The 23,348-nt window shown below is 72.8% G+C and carries 22 protein-coding genes; 11 read left to right on the top strand and 11 right to left on the bottom strand.

The window, feature by feature from the left end; genetic code table 11:
- Positions 1-20: 20 nt before the first annotated feature.
- Together SM418_RS02525 and SM418_RS02520 are read right to left on the bottom strand one after the other, a co-directional pair.
- Complete coding sequence (locus tag SM418_RS02525; protein ID WP_371938518.1) at positions 21-1,691, bottom strand: fumarate hydratase; 1,671 nt, start codon at positions 1,689-1,691, stop codon at positions 21-23.
- Position 1,692: 1 nt separating this feature from the next.
- Entirely contained in the window at positions 1,693-2,634 is a 942-nt protein-coding gene (locus SM418_RS02520) for a DMT family transporter (RefSeq protein WP_371938519.1), read from the bottom strand.
- 113 nt (positions 2,635-2,747) lie between these two features.
- Here SM418_RS02520 and pdxR point away from each other — a divergent pair, with 113 nt between their 5' ends.
- Both pdxR and SM418_RS02510 read left to right on the top strand, forming a co-directional pair.
- On the top strand, positions 2,748-4,181 hold the full coding sequence (gene pdxR / locus SM418_RS02515) for a MocR-like pyridoxine biosynthesis transcription factor PdxR (RefSeq protein WP_371938520.1): 1,434 nt from the start codon (positions 2,748-2,750) through the stop codon (positions 4,179-4,181).
- Positions 4,182-4,210: 29 nt separating this feature from the next.
- Positions 4,211-4,441, top strand: coding sequence for a hypothetical protein (locus tag SM418_RS02510; protein WP_371938521.1), 231 nt, complete (start codon positions 4,211-4,213; stop codon positions 4,439-4,441).
- Between the two features lie 102 nt (positions 4,442-4,543).
- Here the strand turns inward: SM418_RS02510 and SM418_RS02505 are convergent, their stop codons facing one another.
- From SM418_RS02505 to SM418_RS02495, 3 genes are all read right to left on the bottom strand, one after another.
- Positions 4,544-5,788 (bottom strand): MFS transporter, encoded by a 1,245-nt coding sequence (locus tag SM418_RS02505; protein WP_371938522.1) that lies wholly within the window; start codon positions 5,786-5,788, stop codon positions 4,544-4,546.
- Positions 5,789-5,879: 91 nt separating this feature from the next.
- Positions 5,880-6,677 (bottom strand): ABC transporter permease, encoded by a 798-nt coding sequence (locus SM418_RS02500; RefSeq protein ID WP_371938523.1) that lies wholly within the window; start codon positions 6,675-6,677, stop codon positions 5,880-5,882.
- A complete protein-coding gene (locus SM418_RS02495; protein ID WP_371938524.1) occupies positions 6,674-7,627 on the bottom strand; it encodes an ABC transporter ATP-binding protein in 954 nt (317 codons plus the stop codon). The genes SM418_RS02500 and SM418_RS02495 overlap by 4 nt, the downstream gene beginning before the upstream one ends.
- 82 nt (positions 7,628-7,709) lie before the next feature.
- On the opposite strand from SM418_RS02495, the gene SM418_RS02490 reads away from it, so the two are divergent.
- The gene (locus SM418_RS02490) at positions 7,710-8,318 is read left to right on the top strand and encodes a DUF1707 SHOCT-like domain-containing protein (protein ID WP_371938525.1); all 609 of its coding nucleotides are present in this window, start codon (positions 7,710-7,712) and stop codon (positions 8,316-8,318) included.
- 69 nt (positions 8,319-8,387) lie between these two features.
- Here SM418_RS02490 and glpX read toward each other — a convergent pair whose 3' ends face one another.
- Entirely contained in the window at positions 8,388-9,422 is a 1,035-nt protein-coding gene (gene glpX, locus SM418_RS02485; RefSeq protein ID WP_371938526.1) for a class II fructose-bisphosphatase, read from the bottom strand.
- Positions 9,423-9,618: 196 nt separating this feature from the next.
- On the opposite strand from glpX, the gene SM418_RS02480 reads away from it, so the two are divergent.
- Positions 9,619-10,284: a TetR/AcrR family transcriptional regulator gene (locus SM418_RS02480; protein WP_371938527.1), complete on the top strand. Its 666-nt coding sequence runs from the start codon at positions 9,619-9,621 to the stop codon at positions 10,282-10,284.
- Between the two features lie 20 nt (positions 10,285-10,304).
- A complete protein-coding gene (locus SM418_RS02475) occupies positions 10,305-11,111 on the top strand; it encodes a DUF4245 domain-containing protein (protein ID WP_371938528.1) in 807 nt (268 codons plus the stop codon).
- A 27-nt stretch (positions 11,112-11,138) separates the two neighbouring features.
- Here SM418_RS02475 and SM418_RS02470 read toward each other — a convergent pair whose 3' ends face one another.
- Positions 11,139-11,375: an exodeoxyribonuclease VII small subunit gene (locus tag SM418_RS02470; RefSeq protein ID WP_371938529.1), complete on the bottom strand. Its 237-nt coding sequence runs from the start codon at positions 11,373-11,375 to the stop codon at positions 11,139-11,141.
- Between the two features lie 10 nt (positions 11,376-11,385).
- On the bottom strand, positions 11,386-12,600 hold the full coding sequence (xseA, locus tag SM418_RS02465; RefSeq protein ID WP_371938530.1) for an exodeoxyribonuclease VII large subunit: 1,215 nt from the start codon (positions 12,598-12,600) through the stop codon (positions 11,386-11,388).
- Positions 12,601-12,640: 40 nt separating this feature from the next.
- Between xseA and SM418_RS02460 the strand changes: the two genes are divergently transcribed.
- Positions 12,641-13,066, top strand: coding sequence for a MarR family winged helix-turn-helix transcriptional regulator (locus SM418_RS02460; protein WP_371938531.1), 426 nt, complete (start codon positions 12,641-12,643; stop codon positions 13,064-13,066).
- 63 nt (positions 13,067-13,129) lie between these two features.
- Here SM418_RS02460 and SM418_RS02455 read toward each other — a convergent pair whose 3' ends face one another.
- Positions 13,130-14,053, bottom strand: coding sequence for a DUF8129 domain-containing protein (locus SM418_RS02455; protein WP_371938532.1), 924 nt, complete (start codon positions 14,051-14,053; stop codon positions 13,130-13,132).
- Positions 14,054-14,191: 138 nt separating this feature from the next.
- On the opposite strand from SM418_RS02455, the gene SM418_RS02450 reads away from it, so the two are divergent.
- On the top strand, positions 14,192-15,157 hold the full coding sequence (locus SM418_RS02450; protein WP_371938533.1) for a 4-hydroxy-3-methylbut-2-enyl diphosphate reductase: 966 nt from the start codon (positions 14,192-14,194) through the stop codon (positions 15,155-15,157).
- An 18-nt stretch (positions 15,158-15,175) separates the two neighbouring features.
- Here SM418_RS02450 and SM418_RS02445 read toward each other — a convergent pair whose 3' ends face one another.
- Entirely contained in the window at positions 15,176-15,778 is a 603-nt protein-coding gene (locus tag SM418_RS02445; RefSeq protein ID WP_371938534.1) for a DUF6542 domain-containing protein, read from the bottom strand.
- Positions 15,775-17,157 carry a DNA recombination protein RmuC gene (locus SM418_RS02440; RefSeq protein WP_371938535.1) on the bottom strand — a complete coding sequence of 461 codons (1,383 nt, stop codon included), beginning with the start codon at positions 17,155-17,157 and terminating at the stop codon, positions 15,775-15,777. Before SM418_RS02440 ends, SM418_RS02445 begins: the two co-directional genes overlap by 4 nt.
- Before the next feature lie 143 nt (positions 17,158-17,300).
- Here SM418_RS02440 and ychF point away from each other — a divergent pair, with 143 nt between their 5' ends.
- The 4 genes from ychF (at position 17,301) to SM418_RS02420 (ending at position 23,183) form a co-directional block, all read left to right on the top strand.
- Positions 17,301-18,392 carry a redox-regulated ATPase YchF gene (ychF, locus tag SM418_RS02435; RefSeq protein ID WP_371938536.1) on the top strand — a complete coding sequence of 364 codons (1,092 nt, stop codon included), beginning with the start codon at positions 17,301-17,303 and terminating at the stop codon, positions 18,390-18,392.
- A 469-nt stretch (positions 18,393-18,861) separates the two neighbouring features.
- Positions 18,862-19,890 (top strand): conjugal transfer protein, encoded by a 1,029-nt coding sequence (locus SM418_RS02430; protein ID WP_371938537.1) that lies wholly within the window; start codon positions 18,862-18,864, stop codon positions 19,888-19,890.
- A gap of 60 nt (positions 19,891-19,950) precedes the next feature.
- Positions 19,951-20,235, top strand: a complete 285-nt coding sequence (locus SM418_RS02425) for a hypothetical protein (protein ID WP_371938538.1) — start codon at positions 19,951-19,953, stop codon at positions 20,233-20,235.
- 41 nt (positions 20,236-20,276) lie between these two features.
- Positions 20,277-23,183, top strand: a complete 2,907-nt coding sequence (locus SM418_RS02420; protein WP_371938539.1) for a TcpE family conjugal transfer membrane protein — start codon at positions 20,277-20,279, stop codon at positions 23,181-23,183.
- The last annotated feature ends 165 nt before the right edge of the window (positions 23,184-23,348 follow it).

The raw sequence follows: 23,348 nt of genomic DNA, 5'->3' as shown, positions 1-23,348 counted from the left end.
CCGTCCGGGGCCGCCGGAAGTCAGCGCCTGCCGATGTTCAGGACGGGTCCGGTGGTGTCGGCGAAGAAGTCCTCGCCCTTGTCGTCCACCACGATGAACGCCGGGAAGTCCTCCACCTCGATCTTCCAGACGGCCTCCATGCCGAGTTCCGGATATTCCAGCACCTCGACCTTCTTGATGCAGTCCTGGGCGAGGCGGGCGGCCGGGCCGCCGATCGAGCCGAGGTAGAACCCGCCGTGCTCCTTGCAGGCGTCGGTGACCTGCTTCGAGCGGTTGCCCTTGGCGAGCATGACCAGCGAGCCGCCGGCGGCCTGGAACCGCTCGACGTAGGAGTCCATGCGGCCGGCCGTGGTCGGGCCGAACGAGCCGGACGCGTAGCCCTCCGGCGTCTTGGCCGGGCCCGCGTAGTAGACGGCGTGGTCGCGCAGGTACTGCGGCATCGGCTCGCCCGCGTCCAGCCGCTCCTGGATCTTGGCGTGCGCGATGTCGCGGGCCACGACGAGCGGGCCGGTCAGCGACAGCCGCGTCTTCACCGGGTACTTGGTCAGCTCGGCGCGGATCTCCGCCATCGGCCGGTTCAGGTCGATGCTGATCGCATTCCCCCCGCCCGCCCCGATGCTGACCACCTGGTCGTCCAAGTGCTCGTCCGTCGTGTCCGGCAGGTACTGGGCGGGGTCGGTCTCCAGCCGCTCCAGGAACACGCCCTCCGCGGTGATCTTGGCGACGGCCTGGCGGTCGGCGCTGCACGACACCGCGATCGCCACCGGGCAGGACGCGCCGTGCCGGGGCAGCCGGATCACCCGCACGTCGTGGCAGAAGTACTTGCCGCCGAACTGGGCGCCGATGCCGAGCCTCTGCGTCAGCTCGAACACCTGGAGCTCCAGCTCCAGATCGCGGAAGCCGTGCCCGAGCGGCGAGCCCTCGGACGGCATCGTGTCCAGGTAGTGGGCCGAGGCGTACTTCGCGGTCTTCAGCGCGTACTCGGCGGACGTCCCGCCCACCACGATCGCCAGGTGGTAGGGCGGGCACGCGGCGGTGCCGAGCGAGCGGATCTTCTCCTCCAGGAAGGACATCATCCGCTTGGGGTTCAGGACGGCCTTGGTCTCCTGGTAGAGGAACGACTTGTTGGCGCTGCCGCCGCCCTTGGCCATGAACAGGAACTTGTAGGCGTCCCCTGGAGCCGCGTAGAGCTCGATCTGCGCGGGCAGGTTGCTGCCGGTGTTCTTCTCGTCCCACATCGTGATCGGCGCCATCTGCGAGTAGCGCAGGTTCAGCCTCGTGTACGCGTCGTACACGCCGCGCGAGATGTGCTCCTCGTCCTTCCCGTCGGTCAGGACGTGCTGGCCGCGCTTGCCCATCACGATCGCGGTACCGGTGTCCTGGCACATGGGCAGGACGCCGCCGGACGCGATGCCCGCGTTCTTCAGCAGGTCCAGCGCGACGAACCGGTCGTTCGGGGACGCCTCGGGGTCGTCCAGGATCCGGCGGAGCTGCGCCAGGTGCGCGGGACGCAGCAGGTGCGCGATGTCGCGCATCGCGGTCTCGGTGAGCAGCCGCAGGGCCTCCGGCTCGACCTGCAGGAACGTCCGCCCGTTCGCCTCGAACGTGGACACGCCGTCGGAGGTCAGCAGGCGGTAGTCGGTCTCGTCCGGGCCGAGCGGCAGCAGGTCGGTGTAGGAGAACTCAGGCATCTCAGGCAGATCCTCGCGCGATTCCGATGGGGGCCGCCTCACAGGTTACGGGCTCGGGGAGCGCGGGTTCGCGGGGGGCGACCCGGGCGCGCAGGCCGAGAACGGCGCCCGCCGCGACCAGCGCCGCCCCCGCCACCTCGGCGGCGCCCGGCCGGTCGATGCCGAGCGCGGCCGTCGTGACCACCGCGCTGACCGGGACGAGCCCCCCGAACAGCCCGGCGCGGTCGGCGCCGAGGCGTCCGATCGCGTCGTACCAGAGCAGGAACGCGACCGTGGTGACGACGACCGACAGGTAGGCCAAGCCCGCGAGCTCGCCGCCGGTCGGGACGCGCAGGACCGCCGCCCCGTCCGCGACCAGGCCGGCCGCCAGCAGCATCGGGGCGGCCAGCGCGGCGGAGTAGGCCGACACCCGCAGCGGGCCGAGGCGCGGCAGCAGCGGGACGGCCAGCAGCGAGAAGCACACCTCTCCGGCGAGCGCGCCGAGCGACAGGAGCAGGCCGCGGGCGCTGCCGCCGCCGAGCCCGTTCGCGAGGGCCGCGCCCGCCGCCACGACGCACGCGGCCACGACGATCCCCGGGGCCGGCCGGCGTCCCTCCAGCAGCGGCCCGACCAGCGCCAGCACGATCGGGACCGTCCCGATCACCGTGCCGATCGTGGCCGGGCCGGTGTGCTCGGTGGCCGCCACGACGCAGACGTTGAACGCGACCAGGCCCGTCGCCGCGAGGGCCGCCAGCAGGACCCAGTCCCGGACGGACGGCCGCCGCGCCGGCCCGCCGGCGAAGCGGGCCACGGCGAGCAGGATCAGCGCGGCGACCGCGTACCGGACCGCCTGCCCGCCGAACACGGGATAGCCGGAGACGGTCGCCGAGACGGCGGCGAGCGTGCCGACGAGGAACATCGCGGAGCCCGCCCCGAATGTGCCGCGCTTTTGAGACGTGTTCATGGACGGAACGCTAGGACGCGCTTGGTCCCCTAGACAGGGCCAATCAGTGCGCTCGATCCTGGACCAATATGCCTTCCGTGACGCCCTCGCTCCCCCCTGACGCTGAGTGTGGTGTGACCGACCTTCACCTTCCCCTGGACCGGTCCGCCGGACGGCTGGCGGTGCAGATCGCCGCCGGTTTCCGCGCGGCCGTGCGCACCGGCCGGCTGACCGCCGGGACCCGGCTGCCCTCGAGCCGTGACCTCGCACGCGACCTGGACGTCTCCCGCGGCGTCGTCGTCACCGCCTACGAGCAGCTCACCGCCGAGGGCTTCCTGGTCGCCCGGCGCGGCGACGGGACCCGGATCGCGCCGCTCGCCCGTCCCGACGAGCAGCCCGTGCCGCCGCGCGGCTCGTCGCGCCGGCCCGGCACGCCGGCCGCCCGGCCGGACGACCTCCCGCCCCCGCCCCGCTACGACCTGCTCCCCGGCCGTCCCGACCTGTCGGCCTTCCCCCGGGAGCGCTGGATCGCCGCCGCCCGCGCCGGGCTGCGCACCCTCCCGTACGGCGCGCTCGGCTACCCCGACCCCGGCGGCGTCCAGATCCTGCGCGCGGGGCTGGCCGCCTACCTCGGCCGGGTCCGCGCCGCGCACGCCGACCCCGCCCGAGTCGTGATCATGAACGGGGTGGCGCACGGGCTGTCGGCCCTGCTCGCGCTGCTGCGCGCCGCCGGGCACCGGGCGCTCGCCGTCGAGGATCCGACGAGCGCCCGGCAGCTGCCGATGATGGAGGCCGCGGGGCTGCGGCTCGCCCGCGTCCCGGTCGACGGGGAGGGCCTGGACGTCGAGGCGCTCGCCCGCAGCGGGGCGCGCGCCGTGCTCGTCACGCCCGCGCACCAGTACCCGACCGGCGTCGTCCTGTCCGCGGCCCGCCGCGCCGCGCTGATCGCCTGGGCGCGGGGCGTGGACGGCCTGATCCTGGAGGACGACTACGACGCCGAGTTCCGCTACGACCGCGACCCCGTCGGCTGCCTCCAGGGCGTGGACCCCGACCGGGTCGTCCTGCTCGGGTCGGTGAGCAAGTCCCTCGCTCCGGCGCTGCGGCTCGGCTGGGCGGTCGCGCCGCCGTCCCTCGCCGGGCGGCTGCGCGAGCACCGCGCCTGCACCGACCTGGGCGCGCCCGTCCTGGAGCAGTACGCGCTGACCGAGTTCATCGGCGGGGGCGGGTACGACCGGCACCTGCGGACCATGCGCCGCCGGTACCGCGCCCGGCGGGACGCCCTCGCCGGCGCCCTGGCCCTGAATCTCCCCGACGCGAGGGTTCACGGCGTGTCAGCGGGCATCCACCTCTACGTGGAACTGCCGGCCGGTTGCGACGAGGACGAGGTAGTGTCCCGCGCGGCGCGCGCGGGCGTGGCGGTCGCGGGCGCCCGGTCCATGTGGTCGGCGGAGCGGGCCGGCGCCGCGCCGCCCGCGCTCGTCCTCGGCTACGCGGGCCTCGGTGAGACCCGCCTGGTCAAGGCCGCGGAACTGCTGGGGCAGGCGATTACGGACGGTGCCGGTGGGTAGTAACGACTCCCCCGGTGTAGGAGGTATGCATGAGTCTGGATGAGGCCGCGCGACAGCTGAAGATGGCCGGCCACGACGCCCAGGTGGCGTTCGACTGTATCGGCCTGGGCGACCTCGAAAGGGCACAGGAGCACGCGGTGACCCTCCGCGCCGCCGCGGACGCGGCGGAGGTGGCGCTCAGCCGCGCCCTGAAGGACCTGACGCCGGAACAGGCCCAGACCGAAGGCGAGAAGGCCATCCGCTCCCTCGAGGACGCCTGAGCGCTCTCTGCGGCCCCCGGACGTGCGCCGGCACGGCCGGGGGCTCCGCGCGATCCGCGCCCCGCGCGATCCGCGCCTCGTTCGACTCACGCCCCGCGCGCCTCACACCATCGGGCGTTCCATGGCGGGGGCGTCCGGCTTGGCGCCCTCGACCGGAACCGGGTCGAAGCCCTTGGCGGTGACGAAGACGACCACGATCAGGACCGTCGGAACGACGAACGCCATGCGCAGGCCGTGGTCGGCGCTGAGGGGCGCGATCGCGCCGACGACCGCGGCGCCGACGACGAACCCGACGTAGTTGAAGATGTTCACGCGGGACACGGCCACCCCGAGGCCGGTCGGGTCGACCCGTCCGGCGGCGGAGAAGGACACCGGGGCGATCACGCTGAGGCCGAGCCCGGCGAGCGCGAAAGCGGCGATGGCGAAGCCCGCGTTCGGCGCCGCGACGACCCCGGCCATGCCGGCGATGCCGACCAGCCCACCGATCCGCACCACCCGGACGGCGCCCGAGCGGCGGACGGCGAGGTCGGCGACGCCCCGGCTGATCACCATCGTGATCTGGTAGGCGACGTAGCCGAGCGGCGCGACCCAGTCGCTCGCCGACAGCTCGTCGTCCAGGAACTTGGCGCCGTAGTTGGAGATCGCCGCGTCGGCGAGGTAGGCGACGGCCATCGCGGCGCCGACGATCAGGATCGGACGCCACGGGACGCTGCGCCCGGCCGCCTTCAGCTCCTCGGCGGTCGGCCCGTCGCCCTCCTCCGCGCCGCGGTAGAGGCGGTGGCCGGTGGCGAGGGAGGCGGCGATCCCGGCGGCGGCGACGATCGTGAAGCAGGTGAACAGCGACAGGTCGATCTTGTTGGACAGGGACGCCCAGAGCCCGCCGAGGATGCCGGCGACGCTCCACACCGCGTAGAAGCCGGTGATCAGGCTGACGCCGTAGCGCCGCTCGACGGCGACCGCCTGCGCGTTCATCGACGCGTCCACGGCGCCGACGAACAGGCCGAACAGCGCGACCGTCGCGTACAGCGCGATGTCGTTGTCGCCGGTGAGGCCGATCAGCGCGATGGTGACGGCCACGGCGGGCTGGGCGATGCGCAGCACCGGTCCGCTGCCGAGCCGCTGGAACAGGGCGCCGGACGCGACGCTGCCCACCCCGGCGACCAGCGGCACCATCAGCAACACCAGCGAGAGCGTGGCGTCGCTCAGGTGGTGCGCCTTCTGCATCTGCGGCACCTGCGTGACCAGCGAGGCGAAGCAGAGCCCCTGGACGGCGAACGCCGTGTAGGCGGCGAACCGGGCCTGGCGGTCCCGCGCCGCCGCCGTCCCTCGTGTGTTGCCCTGGGTCATGCGGCTCGACCTCTCTGAGCTGGCGCAACATGAAGAAGATTCGCGTCAGCGTAGGGACAGGGCGGACGCCAGGTCAATGTCCCGGAGGGCGTCAGTCGATGAGGCGCTTGCGCATCCCGCGGACGGCGATGAGCCACATCAGCGCCGCGAACGCGACCAGGGCGGCCAGGTGGCCGAGGTCGGCCAGCGGGCGCAGGCCGAAGACCGCGTCCCGGACCAGCTCCACGCAGTGGTAGAGCGGATTGAGGTAGGAGACCCGCTGTGCCCAGTCCGGCAGGGCCTCGACCGGGAAGAACGTCCCGGCGATCAGGAACAGCGGCGTCACCACGCCGGTGATCACGTAGTCGAAGGAGTTGATCGACGGCACCGCCGAGGACGTCCACATGCCGAACAGGCCGAAGCCGAGCGCGGTGAAGAACGTCACGAACGGCACCAGCAGCATCCCGAACGACGGATCGAGGCCGAAGAACAGCGCCACGATGAGCGGCGTGCACGAGTACACCGCGGACTTGGCCGCGATCCACAGCGCCTCGGCCGTCACCAGCTCGTGGACGTCCACGGGGGCCGCCAGCATCCCGTCGTAGGTGTGCTGGAACACGCGCCTGATGTAGCCGTTGAACATGCCCGGGAACACCGACGTGAACAGCGCCGCCGTCCCGACGACGCCGGTCGCCACGAAGTCGAGGTACCGGTAGTCGCCGATCATCGCGACCATCGAGCCGAACCCGTAGCCGAACGCGAGCAGGAAGAACGTCGGCTCCACCATCGAGGCGAACGACTGCGACTTCCAGTACCGCTTGTAGAGGGCCAGCTCGTGCCGCCAGATGCCCCGCACGGGCGCGAACTCGAACCGCCTGAGCCGCGGCGCCCGCTCCGTTCGAACGGTCATTCCACACGCTCCCCGGTCAGTACCACGAACACGTCCTCAAGGTTGGCGGCACGGCGGACGCCGTCCGGGCCCAGCTCGTCCTCCAGCGAGGGCGGGATCGTCTCGGCCTTCAGCACCGACACCGACGGGCCGGTGCGGCGCGTCGGCAGCCCGGCGGCCTTCGCCAGCCGCTCGACCTCCGCCAGCCGGCCGGGCGGCCCGTAGTGCTCGACGACCCGGTCGCCCGCGTACTCGGCGACCAGTTCCGACGGCGAGCCCCGCGCGATGACCTTGCCGTGCGACATCAGCGCGCACGCGTCGGCGAGCCGCTCGGCCTCCTCGATGTAGTGCGTGGACATCAGCACGGTCGTGCCCCCGGCCCGCAGCCCGTCGATCAGCCCCCACAGCTCCGCCCGCACCTGCGGGTCGAGCCCGACGGTCGGCTCGTCCAGCAGGAGGAGGGCGGGCCGGTGCACCAGCCCGCGCGCGATCAGCAGCCGCCGCCGCATGCCGCCGGACAGGTCGTCCACCTTCGTCAGCTGCCGCTCGGTCAGGTGCGCGATCTCCAGCGCGTCGTCCACCGCCTTGCGCCGCTCCTTGCGCGGCACCCGGTACAGGTGCGCGAACACCTCCAGGTTCTCGCGGGCGGTCAGCTCCTCGTCGAGGTTGTCCTGCTGCGGGACGACCCCCATCGCGGCCCGCGCGCGCTTGGACTCCCGTGGGACGCTGAAGCCGAGCACCTCGATGCTGCCCTCGTCGGCGATCGCCTGCGCGGTCAGCATCTTCATCGTCGTCGACTTCCCGGCGCCGTTCGGGCCCAGCAGCCCCAGGCAGACCCCGCTCGGGACCTCCAGGTCCAGCCCGTCCACGGCGGTGAAGTCACCGAACCGCTTCACGACGCCGCGCAGGCTGATCGCCGCCGCGCCGGTCCGGTCACGGTCAGCCGCGATCCGGTCACGTTGCAAGGTCATACCCCTCACACTAAGGACAAGTGGGGACACACCCCCACAGGTTTTCGGCGGGCCCGCGGCGGCCGGAGGTTAACCTCTAGTTGTGGACGTCCCCCATCGCCCGGCCGAGAAGGCCACCAGCGTGCGCGACCTGCGCGCGTCCGACGCCGACCGGGAACGCGTCGTCGCCGTCCTGGGCGAGGCCCTCGCCGACGGGCGCCTCACCCTGGAGGAGCACTCCGAGCGCACCTCCCGCGCCTACGCCGCGCGCACCCTGGGCGAGCTGACCGGCCTCACCGGCGATCTCAGCCCCGAGGAGGCGCAGCCCATCCTCGTGGACGACCGCCCGGTCTCGGTCTTCTTCGGCCGCACCCGGCGGGAGGGGCGCTGGGTCGTCCCGGTGAAGCTGCCCCTGCTCGCGCTCTTCGGGACGGTCGAACTCGATCTCCGCGAGGCCGTCCTGCAGCGCCGGCACATCGTGCTCGACTCGCTGGTGCTGGGCGGCCGGATCCGGCTCCTGGTCCCCGACGGCGTCCGCGTGCACGTCACCGGCCGCACCATCCTCAGCACCCGCGACCTGCGGGCCCGTCCCATCGAGGACGGGCCCACGGTCGAGGTCGGCGGCACGATGATCTTCGGTTCGGTGCGCGCCCGCGCCCCGAAGCGCTCGCTGCGCACCCGCGTCCGCGGCCGGCTCGGCCTGGACCGGTAGCCGTCCCGCGAACCGGGTGAACCGGGCTGACGGGGCGGCCGGCGGCCGGTCCAGGCCGAACGCGGGCCGCTAGACGGCGGTGTCGAAGTTGATCGCGCTGTAGGCGCGGAGCTTGCTCAGCTGGTGCTCGCTGGAGATCGTCCGGATCGTCCCGCTGCGCGAGCGCATGACCAGCGAGTGCGTCACCGCCGTCCCCTTGCTGTAGCGGACGCCGTCGACCAGCTCCCCGTCGGTGATCCCGGTCGCGGCGAAGAACACGTCGTCGGAGGTGACCAGGTCGTCGGTCGTCAGCACCCGGCCGAGGTCGTGCCCGGCGTCCTTCGCCTTCTGCGTCTCCGCGTCGTCCTGCGGCCACAGCCGGCCCTGGATCACCCCGCCGAGCGCCTTGATCGCGCAGGCCGCGATGATGCCCTCCGGGGTGCCGCCGATGCCGAGCAGCAGGTCGACGCCGGTGCCCGGACGGGACGCCATGATCGCGCCCGCCACGTCGCCGTCCAGGATGAACTTGATCCGCGCTCCGGCCTCCCGGACCTCCTTCACGATGCCCTCGTGCCGCGGACGGTCCAGGATGCACACGGTCACGTCGTGCGGCGAGGAGCCCTTCGCGCGGGCGATGGCGCGGATGTTGTCGGCGATCGGACGCTCGATGTCGACGACGTCCGCCGCCTCCGGGCCGGTCACGAGCTTCTCCATGTAGAACACCGCGGACGGATCGAACATCGATCCGCGCGGCGCCACCGACAGCACCGCGATCGCGTTGTTCATGCCGAGCGCCGTCAGCCGCGTCCCGTCCACCGGGTCGACCGCGACGTCGCACTCGGCGCCGGAGCCGTCCCCGACCTCCTCGCCGTTGAACAGCATGGGCGCGTGGTCCTTCTCACCCTCGCCGATCACGACGACGCCGCGCATGGACACCGTGTTGATCAGCTGGCGCATCGCGTTCACGGCGGCCCCGTCCGCGCCGTTCTTGTCGCCCCGGCCGACCCAGCGCGCCGCGGCCATGGCGGCGGCCTCGGTCACCCGTACGAGTTCCATCGCGAGGTTGCGGTCCGGCGCCGCGGGCTCGGTCGTGAGCGGGGAGGAAACGGTGGTCTCATCGGACATGACGGGGCAGCCCCTTCGTTCGGTGGTGCCTCGGATTCTCCGTGGACCGGACGGCAGGCCACAAATTGGACCAGACCAGCCGGGGGCACGGATCGTAGCGGCACCCGCTGATACTGCTTCGCGCCCCGCCCGGTTTTTGACGGTCGCGCGGGCAAGGGATCGTTTCCCTATGGGAGAGGGCGTAATCTCAGGCATCATGAGCAGCGACATCGACGTCCCGTCCGGCGAGGTGGCACACAACGGGGGCGCACGGCCCGCCGAGGCCCCGGCGCGGACCTCCGACCGCGGGGCCGCCACGCGCGGAGCCCTGCTGGCCGCGGCGAGGGACGTCTTCTGTGCGTCGGGGTTCGCCCAGGCCGCGGTGACCGACATCGTCGCCAAGGCGGGCGCCAGCGTCGGCAGCCTCTACCACCACTTCAACGGCAAGGCCGACCTCTACCTCACGCTGTTCGAGGACTTCCAGGGCCGCCAGCAGGAACGCACCCGGGAGGCGATCAACGCCGTCCGGGAGGCGGGCGAGACCGACCCCATGCGGCAGTTCATCGCCGGGGCGGGCGCCTACCTGAGCGGCTGCCTCGACCAGCGCGACGTCGCCCGGCTGTTCATCTCCGGCGACGGCCCGCCCGGGTTCGACCGCGTCATGCGGCAGCGGCTCAACAAGTGGGCGCGCCGCAACGCCGCGCTGTTCCACACCCCCGACGGCGGCGTGGACGAGGCCCTCGTCATCGTGCTGACCGGCGCGATGGCGGGCGCCGTGTCCGAGATCTCCCTGCTGGACGACGAGGACGCCGCCCGCCGCCTCGCCGAAGAGATCATGGGCATCGTCGGCACGATCAGGAACCCCGGTACGGAGCAGCGCTGAGCGTGGGGGATCCTGGAGGGGTGACCGACAAGACCTCTTCCTCGGCCCGGGAGACCGCCCGGGGCCAGGAGACCGCCTCCAGCGGCGAGAGCGCCTCCACCGGCGAGGCCGAGACCGAGGCCCGGCCGCAGGCCCCCTTCCGGCAGGAGGCCCCCTCCCGGCAGGAGACCGCGTCCCAGCAGGAGACCTCGTCCCAGCAGGACGCTCCGGCGGCGCGGCCCGTGGTCGAGGTCAGCCCCGCCGTGCACAAGCGGCTGACGACGGGGCTCGGCGGCTTCGCCCTGGCGACGGCCGCGTGCATGCTCTTGGTGCTGGCGATCTACGTCGTGTCGCCGCGCGGCGACAAGGACGCCCTGCCGACCGTCGACTACGGCTCGCAGCTGTGGGCGATGCGCAGCGACGCGCCCTACCCGGTGTTCGCGCCCGAAGGGCTGCCCGCCGGCTGGCGCCCGAACAGCTCCCGGCTGAGCGGGCTCGGATCCGGCGGCAAGGAGCCCGTCGCGTGGCACCTCGGGTTCGTGACACCGAGCGAGGAGTACGCGGCGCTTGAGCAGAGCAACGAGAAGGTGTCCGAGTACGTCCCGCGCATGACCAACAGCAGCAAGCCGATCGGGACGCAGCAGGTGGACGGCGTCACCTGGACGAAGTACCACCGCAAGGACAAGAAGGCGAACTCCCTCGCCCGCACCCTGCCGAGCGGCGTCAGCGTCGTGGTGACCGGCACCGCGTCCTACCAGGAGCTGGCGGTCCTCGCGGCGTCGCTCAAGCCGCAGAGCAAGGACGGCGCGACCCTGGCGCCGTCCCCGGCGGCGACGCCCGCCCGCTGACCCTCGGAACGGCCCGGCCCCTGCCCCTCAGAACGGGGCGGCGGCGTCGCCGTTCTCGGGACGGTCGAGCGCGGCGGCCAGCCGGGCGCGGGCGCCCTCCAGCCACTCCTCGCAGATCGCGGCGAGCTTCTCGCCGCGCTCCCACAGGGCGAGTGACTCCTCCAACGTCAGCCCGCCCGCCTCCAGCCGCTTGACGACCTCGGTCAGCTCGTCCCGTGCCTGCTCGTACGACGGCTTCTCCGCCGTCCCCTTGTCGTCCGCCACCTGCCCCACCCTAAGACTTCTCGCGCTCGGTCACGGTCACGCCGAGACGGCCGTCGGCCAGCCGGACGTGCAGCGGCTCCCCGTCCTCGACCGCCGCCGACTCCCGCACCACCGTCCCGTCCTCGCGCTGGACGATCGCGTAGCCGCGCTCCAGCGTCGCGGCGGGGGACAGGGCCAGCAGCCGGGCACGGGTGTGGGACAGCTCGTCGCCGGCCCTGTCCAGAGCGCCGGAAAGGCAGCGCCGCGCCCGGTCGCGCAACGCGGTGACCCGCTCGGACTGCCGCTCGACCTCCCGCACGGGGTCGGCCAGCGCGGGCCGCGAGCGCACCGCGCGCAGCCACGCCAGCTCCCGCTCCAGGCCGCCGGACACGCAGCGCCGCCCCCGGTCGCGCAGCTGCCGGACGAGCTGGAGCTGCTCCCGCACGTCCGGGACGGTCTTCTTCGCGGCGTCCGTCGGGGTGGAGGCGCGGACGTCCGCGACCAGGTCCAGGAGCGGGCTGTCCTGCTCGTGCCCGATCGCGCTCACCACCGGGGTGCGGGCCGCGGACACCGCGCGCACGAGCGCCTCGTCGGAGAACGGCAGCAGGTCCTCCATCGCGCCCCCGCCCCGGGCGATGACGATCACCTCGATCTCGGGGTCGGCGTCCAGCGCCCGCAGCGCCTCCATGACCTCGCCGACCGCGTACGAGCCCTGCACCGCGGTGTTCTCCACCCGGAACGCGACCGCGGGCCAGCGCCGCCGGGCGTTCTGCAGCACGTCGTGCTCGGCGTCGGAGTCGCGCCCGCAGATCAGCCCGATCCGGCCGGGCAGGAACGGCAGCGGGCGCTTGCGCTCGGGCCGGAACAGCCCCTCCGCGGCGAGGACCTGCTTCAGCCGCTCCAGCCGGGCCAGCAGCTCGCCGACGCCGACCGGCCGGATCTCCAGGACGCTGAGCGAGAACGTCCCCCGGTTGATCCAGAAGTCCGGCTTGGCGTGCACGACGACACGGGCGCCGTCGGTCACCGCCGGGCCGGCCGCCTCGAACACGGCGCGTGGCCCGACGACCCGGACCGACATGTTCGCCACCGGGTCGCGGAGTGTCATGTAGACCGTCCCGCCGCGGGCGTTGAGGTCGGTGATCTGCCCCTCCACCCAGATGCGGCCGAGCCTGCCGATCCAGCCGCTCACCGCCTGCAGGACCGTCCGCACCGGAACCGGGGATTCGGCCGTGGTCTCCATCGCCATGCAGGAACACTACTGACTACGACCCCGAGGAGAGTGACCCGTGACCGCATCAGAACGCGAGCTCGCCGAACAGCTCAACCTGCGCCTTCGCCACGTCGTGCTGATGCTGCGGCAGGCCGGGGCCGACCAGCCGGTCACCGGGCAGCAGCTGTCCGTGCTCGGCTCGCTGGAGCACGGGCCGCGCCGGATGACCGAGCTGGCCGCCGAGCACGGCGTCCGGTTGCCGACCATGACCGCGCAGATCAACCGGCTGGAACGGGACGGGCTCGTCACGCGGGCCCGCGACGGCGCGGACGCCCGCGTCGTCACCGCGCGGCTCACCGGGCCGGGCCGGGAGCGGCTGGCCGCCGGGCGGGAACGCCGGCTCACGTTCCTCACCGAGCGGCTCGCGCACCTGACGGACGGGGAACGCGCGCAGGTCGCCGCCGCGCTGCCCGCCCTCGACAAGCTCCTCGGCGGCCCCTGAGAACGGGAGAAGCCCCCGCCCGGGGGGCTTCTCCTCTGCGGGCCAGTGTCCGCGTGTCCGGCCTCAGTTGAGGCCGTTGAGCTTGGCGATCCGGCGCTCGTACATGCGGATGACGTCCTCGCGGGCGGCGTGCTTGCGCTCGTACTCGCGCAGCAGCTTCACCTGCTCGACCGACAGGCCGCGCAGGCGCGCGCGCAGCTGCGGCAGCGTCGCGGTGTCGTAGTTGGGGACCGGCAGGTCCTCCGCGATGTGGGCGGCCTCCGCCGGGGCTGCCGGCTTGCTCTCCGGCTTCGGCTCGAACGCCTTCTCGTCCTTGGCGACCGCTTCGCTGGCCGCCTCGTCCGAGGCCTCCGCGGGCTCCGCGGCCGGCGCGGGCTTGGCCTCGGGCTTCTTGGCCTCGGGCTTCGCGGGCTCGGGCTCGGGCTTCGCGGCCTTCGGGCTCGGGGCGGGCTCGGCCTGCGGCGCGGGCTCCGGCTTCGGCTCGACGGGCTCCGGCTTCGGGGCGGGCTCGGCGACCGGCGCCTGCCCGTCCAGCGGCTTGGCGTGCCGGCGTCCGAGCGCGCCCGGCTTCGCGGGCTTCGGCGGCGCCCCCGGCTTGGCGTGCTTCGGCGAGCGCCGCGTCCCGGCGCCCGGCTTGCCGACCGAGATCTCCTCGCCGGCGATGCGCGCGGCGGACGGCCGCGCGGGCCTCGTCCGGCGGACGGGCTCCGGCTCCGGCTCCGGCTCCTCGCCGCGCACCCGCTCGACCACCTGCTCGACGACCTTCCCGGCCGTGTTCTGGACGTCGTCGCGCAGCCGCCCGAGCACCGGCTTCACGCCGCCGCCCTCGGTGATCTCCTTGTAGTCCCGGGTGACCCGGTCGCCGAGCAGCAGCGCCCGGCCAACGCCGAACATGGCCAGCCGGACGGCGTGCAGCGGGAGATCGCGTAGCTGCTCGCCCACCGTGTCCTGGACCTGCTCCTTGAGGCGGCGCGGCGATTTGCTCATCGACTCTTCCTCTTCCTGCATCGTCTCGTGAACTTCACTCTGCCCCATGGGTGCGATCGCGGTCACCCCGGGTTAATGGATTTCTGTCCAAAGACACCGTGGACTGGGCCACAGCCCGGTCACTCGTACGATAGAGCCATGACCGCCAACAGCCAGCGCCGTGTCCTGCTCGCCAAGCCGCGTGGTTACTGCGCAGGCGTCGACCGGGCCGTCCAGACGGTCGAGATCGCCCTGGAGAAGTACGGGGCCCCGATCTACGTCCGCAAGCAGATCGTGCACAACGTCCACGTCGTGAAGACGCTGGAGGAACGCGGCGCGATCTTCGTGGAGGAGACCGAGGAGGTCCCCGAGGGGGCGATCGTGGTGTTCTCCGCGCACGGCGTCGCGCCCGCCGTGCACGAGGAGGCCAAGGGCCTCGACCTGCGGACCATCGACGCGACCTGCCCGCTGGTCACGAAGGTCCACAAGGAGGCGGTCCGGTTCGCCGCCCAGGACTACGACATCCTGCTCATCGGCCACGAGGGGCACGAGGAGGTCATCGGCACCACCGGCGAGGCCCCCGACCACATCCACCTCGTGGACGGGCCCGACGACGTCGCCAACGTGCGCGTCCGCGACCCCGAGCGGGTGGCGTGGCTCTCGCAGACCACGCTGTCGGTCGACGAGACCGTCGCCACCGTCGAGAAGCTCCGCGAGCGGTTCCCCAAGCTGATGGACCCGCCGTCCGACGACATCTGCTACGCCACCCAGAACCGGCAGGTCGCCGTGAAGGAGATGGCGGCGCAGGCGCAGCTCGTCATCGTGGTCGGGTCGACGAACTCCTCCAACTCCGTCCGGCTGGTCGAGGTCGCCAAGGAGCACGGCGCCGACGACGCCCACCTCGTCGACTACGCCGAGCACATCGACCCGGCCTGGCTGGAGGGCGTCACCACCGTGGGCGTCACCAGCGGCGCGTCCGTCCCGGACGAGCTGGTCCAGGAGGTCCTGGCCTGGCTGGCGGAGCGAGGGTTCGGCGAGGCGGAGGAGATCGAGTCGGTGGAGGAGCGCATGCGCTTCTCCCTCCCGAAGGAGCTCCGCAAGGACCTCCGCATCACGCCGGTCTAGGCGCTGCCTCGGCCGCCACTAGTCCACTTCGCCGTGGTGGAGGCGGCGCTCCTGCGTCGTGGGGGACTCGTCCCACCGGACGGGGTTCTCGTTCTCCTCCTTCTCGAAGAGTCGCACCCCGATGAGCTTGTCCTGCAACTCCCTGACGTTCGTCATGAGGCCGCGGGCCAGGCAGATCACGACGACCAGCAGCGTCCCGAAGAACAGCCACGGCGCGGTGGCCGCCAGCGCGGTCAGGACGCCGAGCGTGAGGCCGCGCAGCAGCGACCCCTGGCCGAGCGTGGTGGCGAGCACGACCGTGATCGTGGCGGCGAAGAAGACCAGCGGCGGGCTGACGGCGAGCGTGAGCAGGTCGGCGGGGCGCGTCGCGAACGCGGCGAGCGCGCAGCCGATCGCGAACCCCGCGCCGGCGAGCAGCGGCACCCCGAACCACCGCGACATCAGCCCGCACAGCACGCCGGCGGCGAACATGACGACGATGCCGCCGCGACCGGTCAGCGTGATCGGGCTCGCCCCGGCGGACGACCGCGACCTGGCGGCGGCGCCGCGCCGACCTCCCACCGCACCCTCCGGAGCCGGCGGGGCGCCGCCGGGCGCGCCGCGTACCGTCGATGAACTCATCGCCATCCCTTCACCGTGGGGGGACGACCCCCCACACTCCCCGGTTCGCTCCGCTCGTTCGAGTTCCGCCGGTCGATCTGCTCGGGGACGGCCTGTGCGCCGAAACCTACCGCTTCCGAGGCCCGATCGGACCGCGCCTGCTCGTCGCTGAGGAGTTCGTCGTCGAGGGGTTCGTCGTCTGCGGTCAGCTCGGCCGCGGAGAGCGCGCGGGGGCTTTCCTCCACCGGACGCGGGCCGGCCAAGCCGTCGTCGACGACGCCCAGCTCGTTCAGCTTGCGCGCACTGACCAGCACGCGCGTCTCAAGGGAGCCGACCGTCCGGTTGTAGGACTTGGTGGCCGCGGTCAGCGCGCGGCCCAGTTCGTCAACGTGCTGGCCCATCGTCCCGAGCCGCTCGTACAGCTCCTTGCCCAGCTCGAAGACCGCGCGCGCGTTCCGGGAGAGAGCGGCCTGCTGCCACGTGTAGGACGCCGTTCGCAGCATCGTGATGAGCGTGGTCGGGGTGGCGATGTGCACACGGCGGCGCATCGCGTACTCGAGCAGGCCGGGGTCGCGGTCGAGCGCGGGCGCGAGGAACGCCTCCCCGGGGATGAACAGGACCACGAACTCGGGTGCCGGGCTGAAAGCCTGCCAGTACGACTTGGCCGCGAGACGGTCGACGTGGTCGCGCAGATGGCGGGCGTGCGCGTCGAGCCTTACCGGATCGCCGCTCTCAGCGGCCTGCAGATACGCGGCCAGGGAGACCTTGGAGTCGATTACGATGCTCTTGCCGCCGACCAGCCGCACGACCATGTCGGGCCGCACCGTGCCGTCCGCCGTGACGGCGCTGGCCTGCTCGTCGAAGTCGCAGTGGTGCGTCATCCCGGCCAGCTCCACGACCCGGCGGAGTTGCAGCTCGCCCCACCGACCCCTCGCCTCGGGCCGCTGCAGCGCCCGGACGAGCGACTGGGTCTCGCGGCGCAGCTGGTCGGAGCTCTGCCGGACGAAGTCGACCTGCTTGGCCAGCATCGCGTGCGACTCGCGGCGGCCCGTCTCCACCTCGCGGAGCTGCTCCTCGACCTTGGCGAGCGTCTCCCTGAGCGGCGCGACCAGATGCTCGACGGCCTGCTGGCGGCGCTGCAACTCGCCCGCCGCCTCGACGCCCGCCGCCTTGAGCCGCGCGTCCGCCAGCTCGAGGAACCGCTGGTTGCTGGCGTCCAGCGCCTTCGCGGACAGGTTCTCGAAGTGCTCGGCCATCCGCTCCTCGGCGTAGGCGAGCTTCTCCTCGGCCGCCCGCGCCCGCGCGATCAGCGTGCCCTGCCGGCTCGTCGCGAGCGCGTACCCGGCGACGGCGCCGAAGACGGCGCCGACGAGCAGGCCGGCGAACAGCGCGAGATCCATCCGTTCATCGTGACAGCGCGGCGGCGAAGCGGGACCGCGACGCGCCGGGATGCCCCCGGACGCCCCGTTCCGGACATCCGGCCGGACGGGCGGAGAATCCGGACAGCCCGAGGGGTCCCCGCGCGCCCATAAACTTGACCGCCGTGAGCCTCTCCATCGGAATCGTCGGGCTGCCCAACGTCGGCAAGTCCACGCTGTTCAACGCGCTGACCAAGAACGACGCGCTGGCCGCCAACTACCCGTTCGCGACCATCGAGCCCAACGTCGGCGTGGTCGGGGTGCCCGACCCGCGCCTGCACACCCTGGCGGAGATCTTCGGCTCGCAGAAGATCATCCCCGCGACGATGGAGTTCGTCGACATCGCGGGCATCGTCAAGGGCGCGTCCGAGGGGCAGGGCCTCGGCAACAAGTTCCTCGCCAACATCCGGGAGACCAACGCGATCTGCCAGGTCATCCGCGCGTTCGAGGACCCGGACGTCACCCACGTGGACGGCGACGTCGCCCCGTCCCGCGACATCGAGACGATCAACACCGAGCTGATCCTGGCCGACCTCCAGACGATCGAGAAGGCGCTGCCCCGCCTCGACAAGGAGGCCCGCACCAAGAAGGACAAGGACAAGCTCGCCGTCGTCGACGCCGTAAACGCCGCACAGAAGCTCCTGGACGACGGCGTCACGCTCTTCGCGGGCGCGGAGAAGGCCGGCATCGACCTGACGCTCCTGCGCGAGCTGCACCTGCTCACCGCCAAGCCGTTCCTCTACGTCTTCAACCTCGATGAGAGCGAGCTGACCGACGAGGCTCTGCGCGCGCGCCTGCGCGACCTGGTCGCCCCCGCCGAGGCGATCTTCCTGGACGCCAAGATCGAGGCGGAGCTGATCGAGCTGCCGGACGACGAGGCGCTCGAACTGCTGCAGGGAATGGGCCAGGAGGAGTCCGGCCTGTCGCAGCTCGTCCGGATCGGGTTCGGCACCCTCGGCCTGCAGACGTACCTGACGGCGGGCCCCAAGGAGGCGCGGGCCTGGACGATCCGCAAGGGCGACACCGCGCCGGAGGCCGCCGGCGTCATCCACACCGACTTCCAGCGCGGCTTCATCAAGGCTGAGGTCGTCTCCTTCGACGACCTGGTCGAGACCGGCTCCATGGCCGCCGCCCGCACCGCCGGCAAGGTCCGCATGGAGGGCAAGGAGTACGTCATGCAGGACGGCGACGTCGTGGAGTTCCGCTTCAACGTCTGACGGTGGTCCCCACGACGGTGGTCCCAACGGGTCTTGCAACGGCCGTGACCAGTGTGATTTTGGCAACAGCGGGTCGAAATGGGGCCCATGTGGCCGATGAGCTGGGTGTTTTGGCGTGAGATGTCTCGAATCAGACAGTTTGCCGGTTTCTTCTGGGAACAGATTGCGGTCATCGCCGTCACCCGGTAACCAAGCAACCGCCGAGTCGCACCGCTTGTCCGGAACCTGGACCTGCGCACTCTTCGGAGCCTTGGATAGGGGATCGTCACCGTTTGGCAATCTTCCCTGTTCCTGCTGAGGTGGATTGCATTATCCACAACCGCGCGCCGGGGCTGTGCTTCGCTGCGATGCGCTGGAACAATTGACGCCCGTGGTTACCCTGGGCCCGAGGTGGGTTCAGAAAAACCACCGGGACATGACCAGGCAACAGGACCGCGCCGACCGGGGGCGAGGCGCGAGCGGAGGCAGGATGGCTCGCAGGTCGGCCGTGGGACACGGCCGTGACACCGCCGTAGCCGAGGAGGCGGCGGCGCCCGGCCGGGCGCTCACGACCTCAGTCGACCCGTCGTGGGGCCTGCCCGAGCAGGACGCGCGCCGCGGCCGCTCCGGCCGCGGCGGGTCGCGCACCGGCGGCCGGTGGGGCGGGTCCGGCGGTCGCTGGTGGGTGTGGGTCGGGCGCGCCGTGCTGTGGGCGCTGATCCTCGTCATCCTCGTCAACGGCGTCCGCGCCCCGTTCGAACGCTTCACCGCCGACGAGTCCTCCGGCGGCGCGGCGACCGCGTCCAAGCCGCCGAAGAGCGCCGGATTCCCCAGCAGCGCCGCGGGCGCGTTCGCCATCCAGTTCGCCAACGTCTATCTCAACTACGACCAGAACGGCGCCCCCGCCCGCGAAGCGCAATTGCGCACCTTCCTGCCCGACGGCGCCGACGCCCAATTCGGCTGGAACGGCGTCGGGCGGATGCAGGTGCAGTCCGTCCAGGTCGCCGGAGTGGACGCCCGCGACGCCAGCAACGCGACCGTGACGCTGCTCGCCCGCACCGCCGACCGGTGGCTGCGGCTCGCCGTTCCCGTGTACGCCGACAAGAGCGGCTCCCTGGTCGTGTCCGCCCGTCCCGCCCTGCTTCCCCCGCCGACCAAGGCGCAGCTTCCCCAGGACGGCGTCGACGACCGCGACACCGCGCTCGAGACCGAGCTCAAGCCGTTCCTCGGCACCTTCTTCCAGGAGTACGCGACCGGAAACCAGGAGGCCCTGTCCCGCTTCTCCGACGGGACGACCATCGCCGGCCTCGCCAAGTCCGTCACGTTCATGCAGGTGAAGGAGGTCATCGCGCCGAAGGGCCCGGACGGCGAGCGCACCGTCACCGCGATGGTGGTGTGGCAGCCCGCCGGGGGCGGCGGCGGTGAGCTGGAGCAGAGCTACCAGCTCACCATGGTCAAGAAGGGCACGACCTGGCTCGTGCGCGACATTCGCGGCAGTACCGAACCGAACGCGTCATGAGAGGCCGCGAATTGAAGAACCCAACCCCCGAGTCCGCCGACCAAGGAAGGTAGTCAGTCGATGCTGCATCACCTCATGGCGTCGATTCCGCACGAACTCCTGGCGGCGCCCGACGACGAACTCAAGACCGACCAGCTCGCCGACTGGCTCCGCCAGATATTCGGCCCGCTGTTCCTCGTGATCGTCTCCATTGTGGCGATCTTCTTCCTGTTCACCCGCGAGATCACGCGCTTTGTCCAATTCATCGTGCTGGCGATCGGAATCGGAGTGGTCTTCTACGTGCCGAACATCATCGAGACCACCGCCAAGGCGATCGCCAAGGCCCTCGGTGTGGACGTCTCCTGACCGGGGAGGCACGGCGCTCGCGCAGTTAGGGGAGTAGGGGCGTGGATCTACCCACGTACACGAACATCTGGCGCATCGAGAAGCGGCTCTACAAGCTGTACGACCTGCGGCTGCCCATGCCGCTGCCGCTCGTCCAGATCGGTGTGTTCCTCGGCGTCTTCGTGCCGTGGATCCTGCTGCTCAGACTCGTCGGCATCCCCTTCGAGTCGCCCTGGCACGTCCTCTACATCGTCCCGCCGGGCGTCCTGACCTGGATGGCGACGCGCCCCGTCATCGAGGGCAAGCGGCTCACCGAGCTGCTGCTCTCCCAGGGCCGCTACGTCGCCGAGCCCCGCACGTGGTGCCGGCTCACCCCGATCCGCGAACCCCGCGAGGTGGTGATCGTCGCGCGCGTCTGGCGCCGCGCCGAGGCCCCCGCCCCGGTCGCGGCGGCGGAGCGCGCCGCCGTCAAGTCCCGCCGCAGGCGCAGGCGAGCGGCGCCCGAGCCGGTCGCGGAGCCGGCCGCCGGGCCGGCTTTCGTCCCGGCCCGCCTGCCCCGTCCGTCCGCCGCCGCGGCGCCCCCGCCCCTGGTCGAGTACGCGGCCCAGCGCGAGCCGGTCGCCACCCCCGCGCCGCCCAAGCCCTGGCGCCGCACCACCCGCGACATCTCCCACGAGGACGACGTCCTGCCCGTCCCCGCCGCCGAGGTGGAGCGCCCCCCGGCGACCCCCCAGCTGGAGGCTCCGGCGAGTTCCGGCAAGCGCGCCTTCGCCTCCGGCGTCCGCCGCCCCGGCGCCCCGGCCGAGGTCTGGCGGGCCGCACCGGTCACCCGCCCCGACATCCCCCAGCAGAACCCCGCCGACATCCGCCGCGTCGCCGAAGAGATAGCCAACGGTCCCCGCACACCGGCGAGCCCCGCGCCTGCGGGCGAGATCCCGCAATCCACGCAAGCACCGTCCCCGCAAGCACCGTCCCCGAGCGACCCGCCCGACGTCCCTGTGGCCGGACGCGCCACTGCCGGCCCGCCGACCGAGCGTGAGCGTGAGCCGCAGCAGAGTCCTCAGCCTCCGGCGGAGCCCCAGCGCACCGAACACGCGCCGCCCGCCAGTGCCGAGCGCGCGCAGGCGCCCGAGCCGGGTCTTCCGGCCGCCGCCGCCGAGCCCGCATCTGAGGGCGAGGGTTCTGAGGCACCGCGCGTCCCGGCTGCGGGTCCGGGTGAGTCTCAGCAGGTGAAGGCGCAGGGGCCGGCGGCTCCGGCCGCCCGCGCCGAGCGCGCGCAGGCGTCCGAACCCGCTTCCCCGGCCGCCGCCGAGCCCGGGTCTCCGAGCGCCCCGTCCGACGTCCGCGTGGCCGGACGCGCCGTTGCGGGTCCGCGGACCGAGCGTGAGCCGCAGCAGAGTCCTCAGCGTCCGGTTGCTCCGGCGGAGCCCCAGCGCACCGAACACGCACCGGCCGCCAGTGCCGAGGATGCGCAGCCGTCCGAGCAGGGAAACCGCGCTCCCCGGGAGCGCGGTGGCGCGCGGGCCGGTGAGGCGCGGCCGCTCGGGCCGGGGCAGGAAGCCGTCCGGGAGCCGGAGGGTGCCAGGGCCTCCGAGGGCGGTGAGCCCGGGGACAAGAAGGTCGCCGGTGTGCGGACTCCGCCTCCACCGCCGTGGGTGCCGCCGCCGGTGACGCGGCCGCCGGTGACGCGGCCGGACGTGCCGATGGTGCCCGGGGCGTTCGGGGCGCAGGGCGGGCAGCCGCAGGCGCCGCGGCGGGAGCCGCCGAAGCCATGGTCGGAAGGACTGTCCAGACCGCAGCGTCCGGCCGCCGAGATCCCGGCTCCGGCGCCCGAACCCGCGCCGCCCGCCTCGCCCGCGCCCGAGTCAGCGCCGCCAGCGCACGAACCCGTGCCCGCGTCCGAGGCAGCTCCGGCCGTGCCGCCGCCCGCGCCGCCGCCTGTGCCGCCGACCGTGCCGCCGACCGAGGAGCAGGCGCCGCCTCGGGAGGTCCGGTCGCAGCCGGCCTCGCCCGTCCGGCCGCGGCCGTTGCCGCCGCCACCGGCGCCGCCGCCCTCCGGGCCGGCGATCACGCCGCCGGGGCCCGAGCACGAGGTCACCAGCGGCGGGCTGCGCCGCCTCATCCACGCCGTCGGCGGCGGGCACGGCGAGGTCGACGCCGAGTACCAGCAGCGGCTCCAGCAGCCGTTCCACGGGACGCGGCACGTGGTCGTGCTCGGTTGCACCGGCGGCGCCGGGCAGACCGTCACCGCGCTGATGCTGGGGCACACGTTCGCGCAGCACAACGGGGAGCCCGTCGTCGCGATCGACGTGAACCCGGGGCCGGGCGCGCTGGCACGCAGGACGCGGAGCGAGACCAACGAGACGCTCACCGGGCTCATCACGCGCGCCGACCAGGTCGGCAGCCTGACCGCGATGCGCCGGTACACCTCGCAGGCCAAGTCGGGCCTCGATGTGATCGCGGCCGGGAAGAACCCGCTGCAGGCGCTCGACGACAGGGACTACGCGCTCGCGATCCGCACGATCGACAGGTTCTACTCGGTGACGCTGCTGGACGCGGCGGCCGCCGTCGTCGCCCGCGTGCTGCCCTACGCCGACCAGATCGTGCTGGTCGCGCCGGCGAGCGCGGACGCGCCCCGCGCCGTCGCGATGACGTTCGAGTGGCTGGACGGCCACGGCTACGAGGAGCTGCGGTCCCGCGCGGTGACCGTCATCAACGGGGTGAGCCGCCGCAGCATGGACGACGTCGAGCAGGCCGAGGCCGTGGCTCGGGGGCGTTGCCGGGCCCTGGTGCGCATCCCGTGGGATGATCACCTGAGCATGGACCGCGCGCCGCGCAACGAGCTGAAGTCGTTGCGGACGCCGACGCGGCGTGCCTACCTTGCCCTTGCCGGTGTGGTCGCCGGCGGATTCACCGTCATGCCCGAGCGTTACCAGGAGTTCCAGCAGGAGCAGGAGGCCACCCGATGAGCGCCCCTCGCGGGCATCGAGCGGAGACCGGACCGGGCCGGGTGATCCTGGCGGACGCGTTCGACGTTCATGACCTTCCGGACGTCAAAGACTTCCCCGGGCAGCCCTGCGCGGCCGCCCGCCCGGCGGGAGAATCATGGGTCGGAGCCGAGGGCGGGAGGGCGG

The organism is Actinomadura chokoriensis, from assembly GCF_041463665.1.
GTDB lineage: Bacteria > Actinomycetota > Actinomycetes > Streptosporangiales > Streptosporangiaceae > Spirillospora > Spirillospora chokoriensis_A.
The sequence above is the reverse complement of the archived record's forward strand: the minus strand, read 5'-3'. Positions and strand labels throughout refer to the sequence as shown.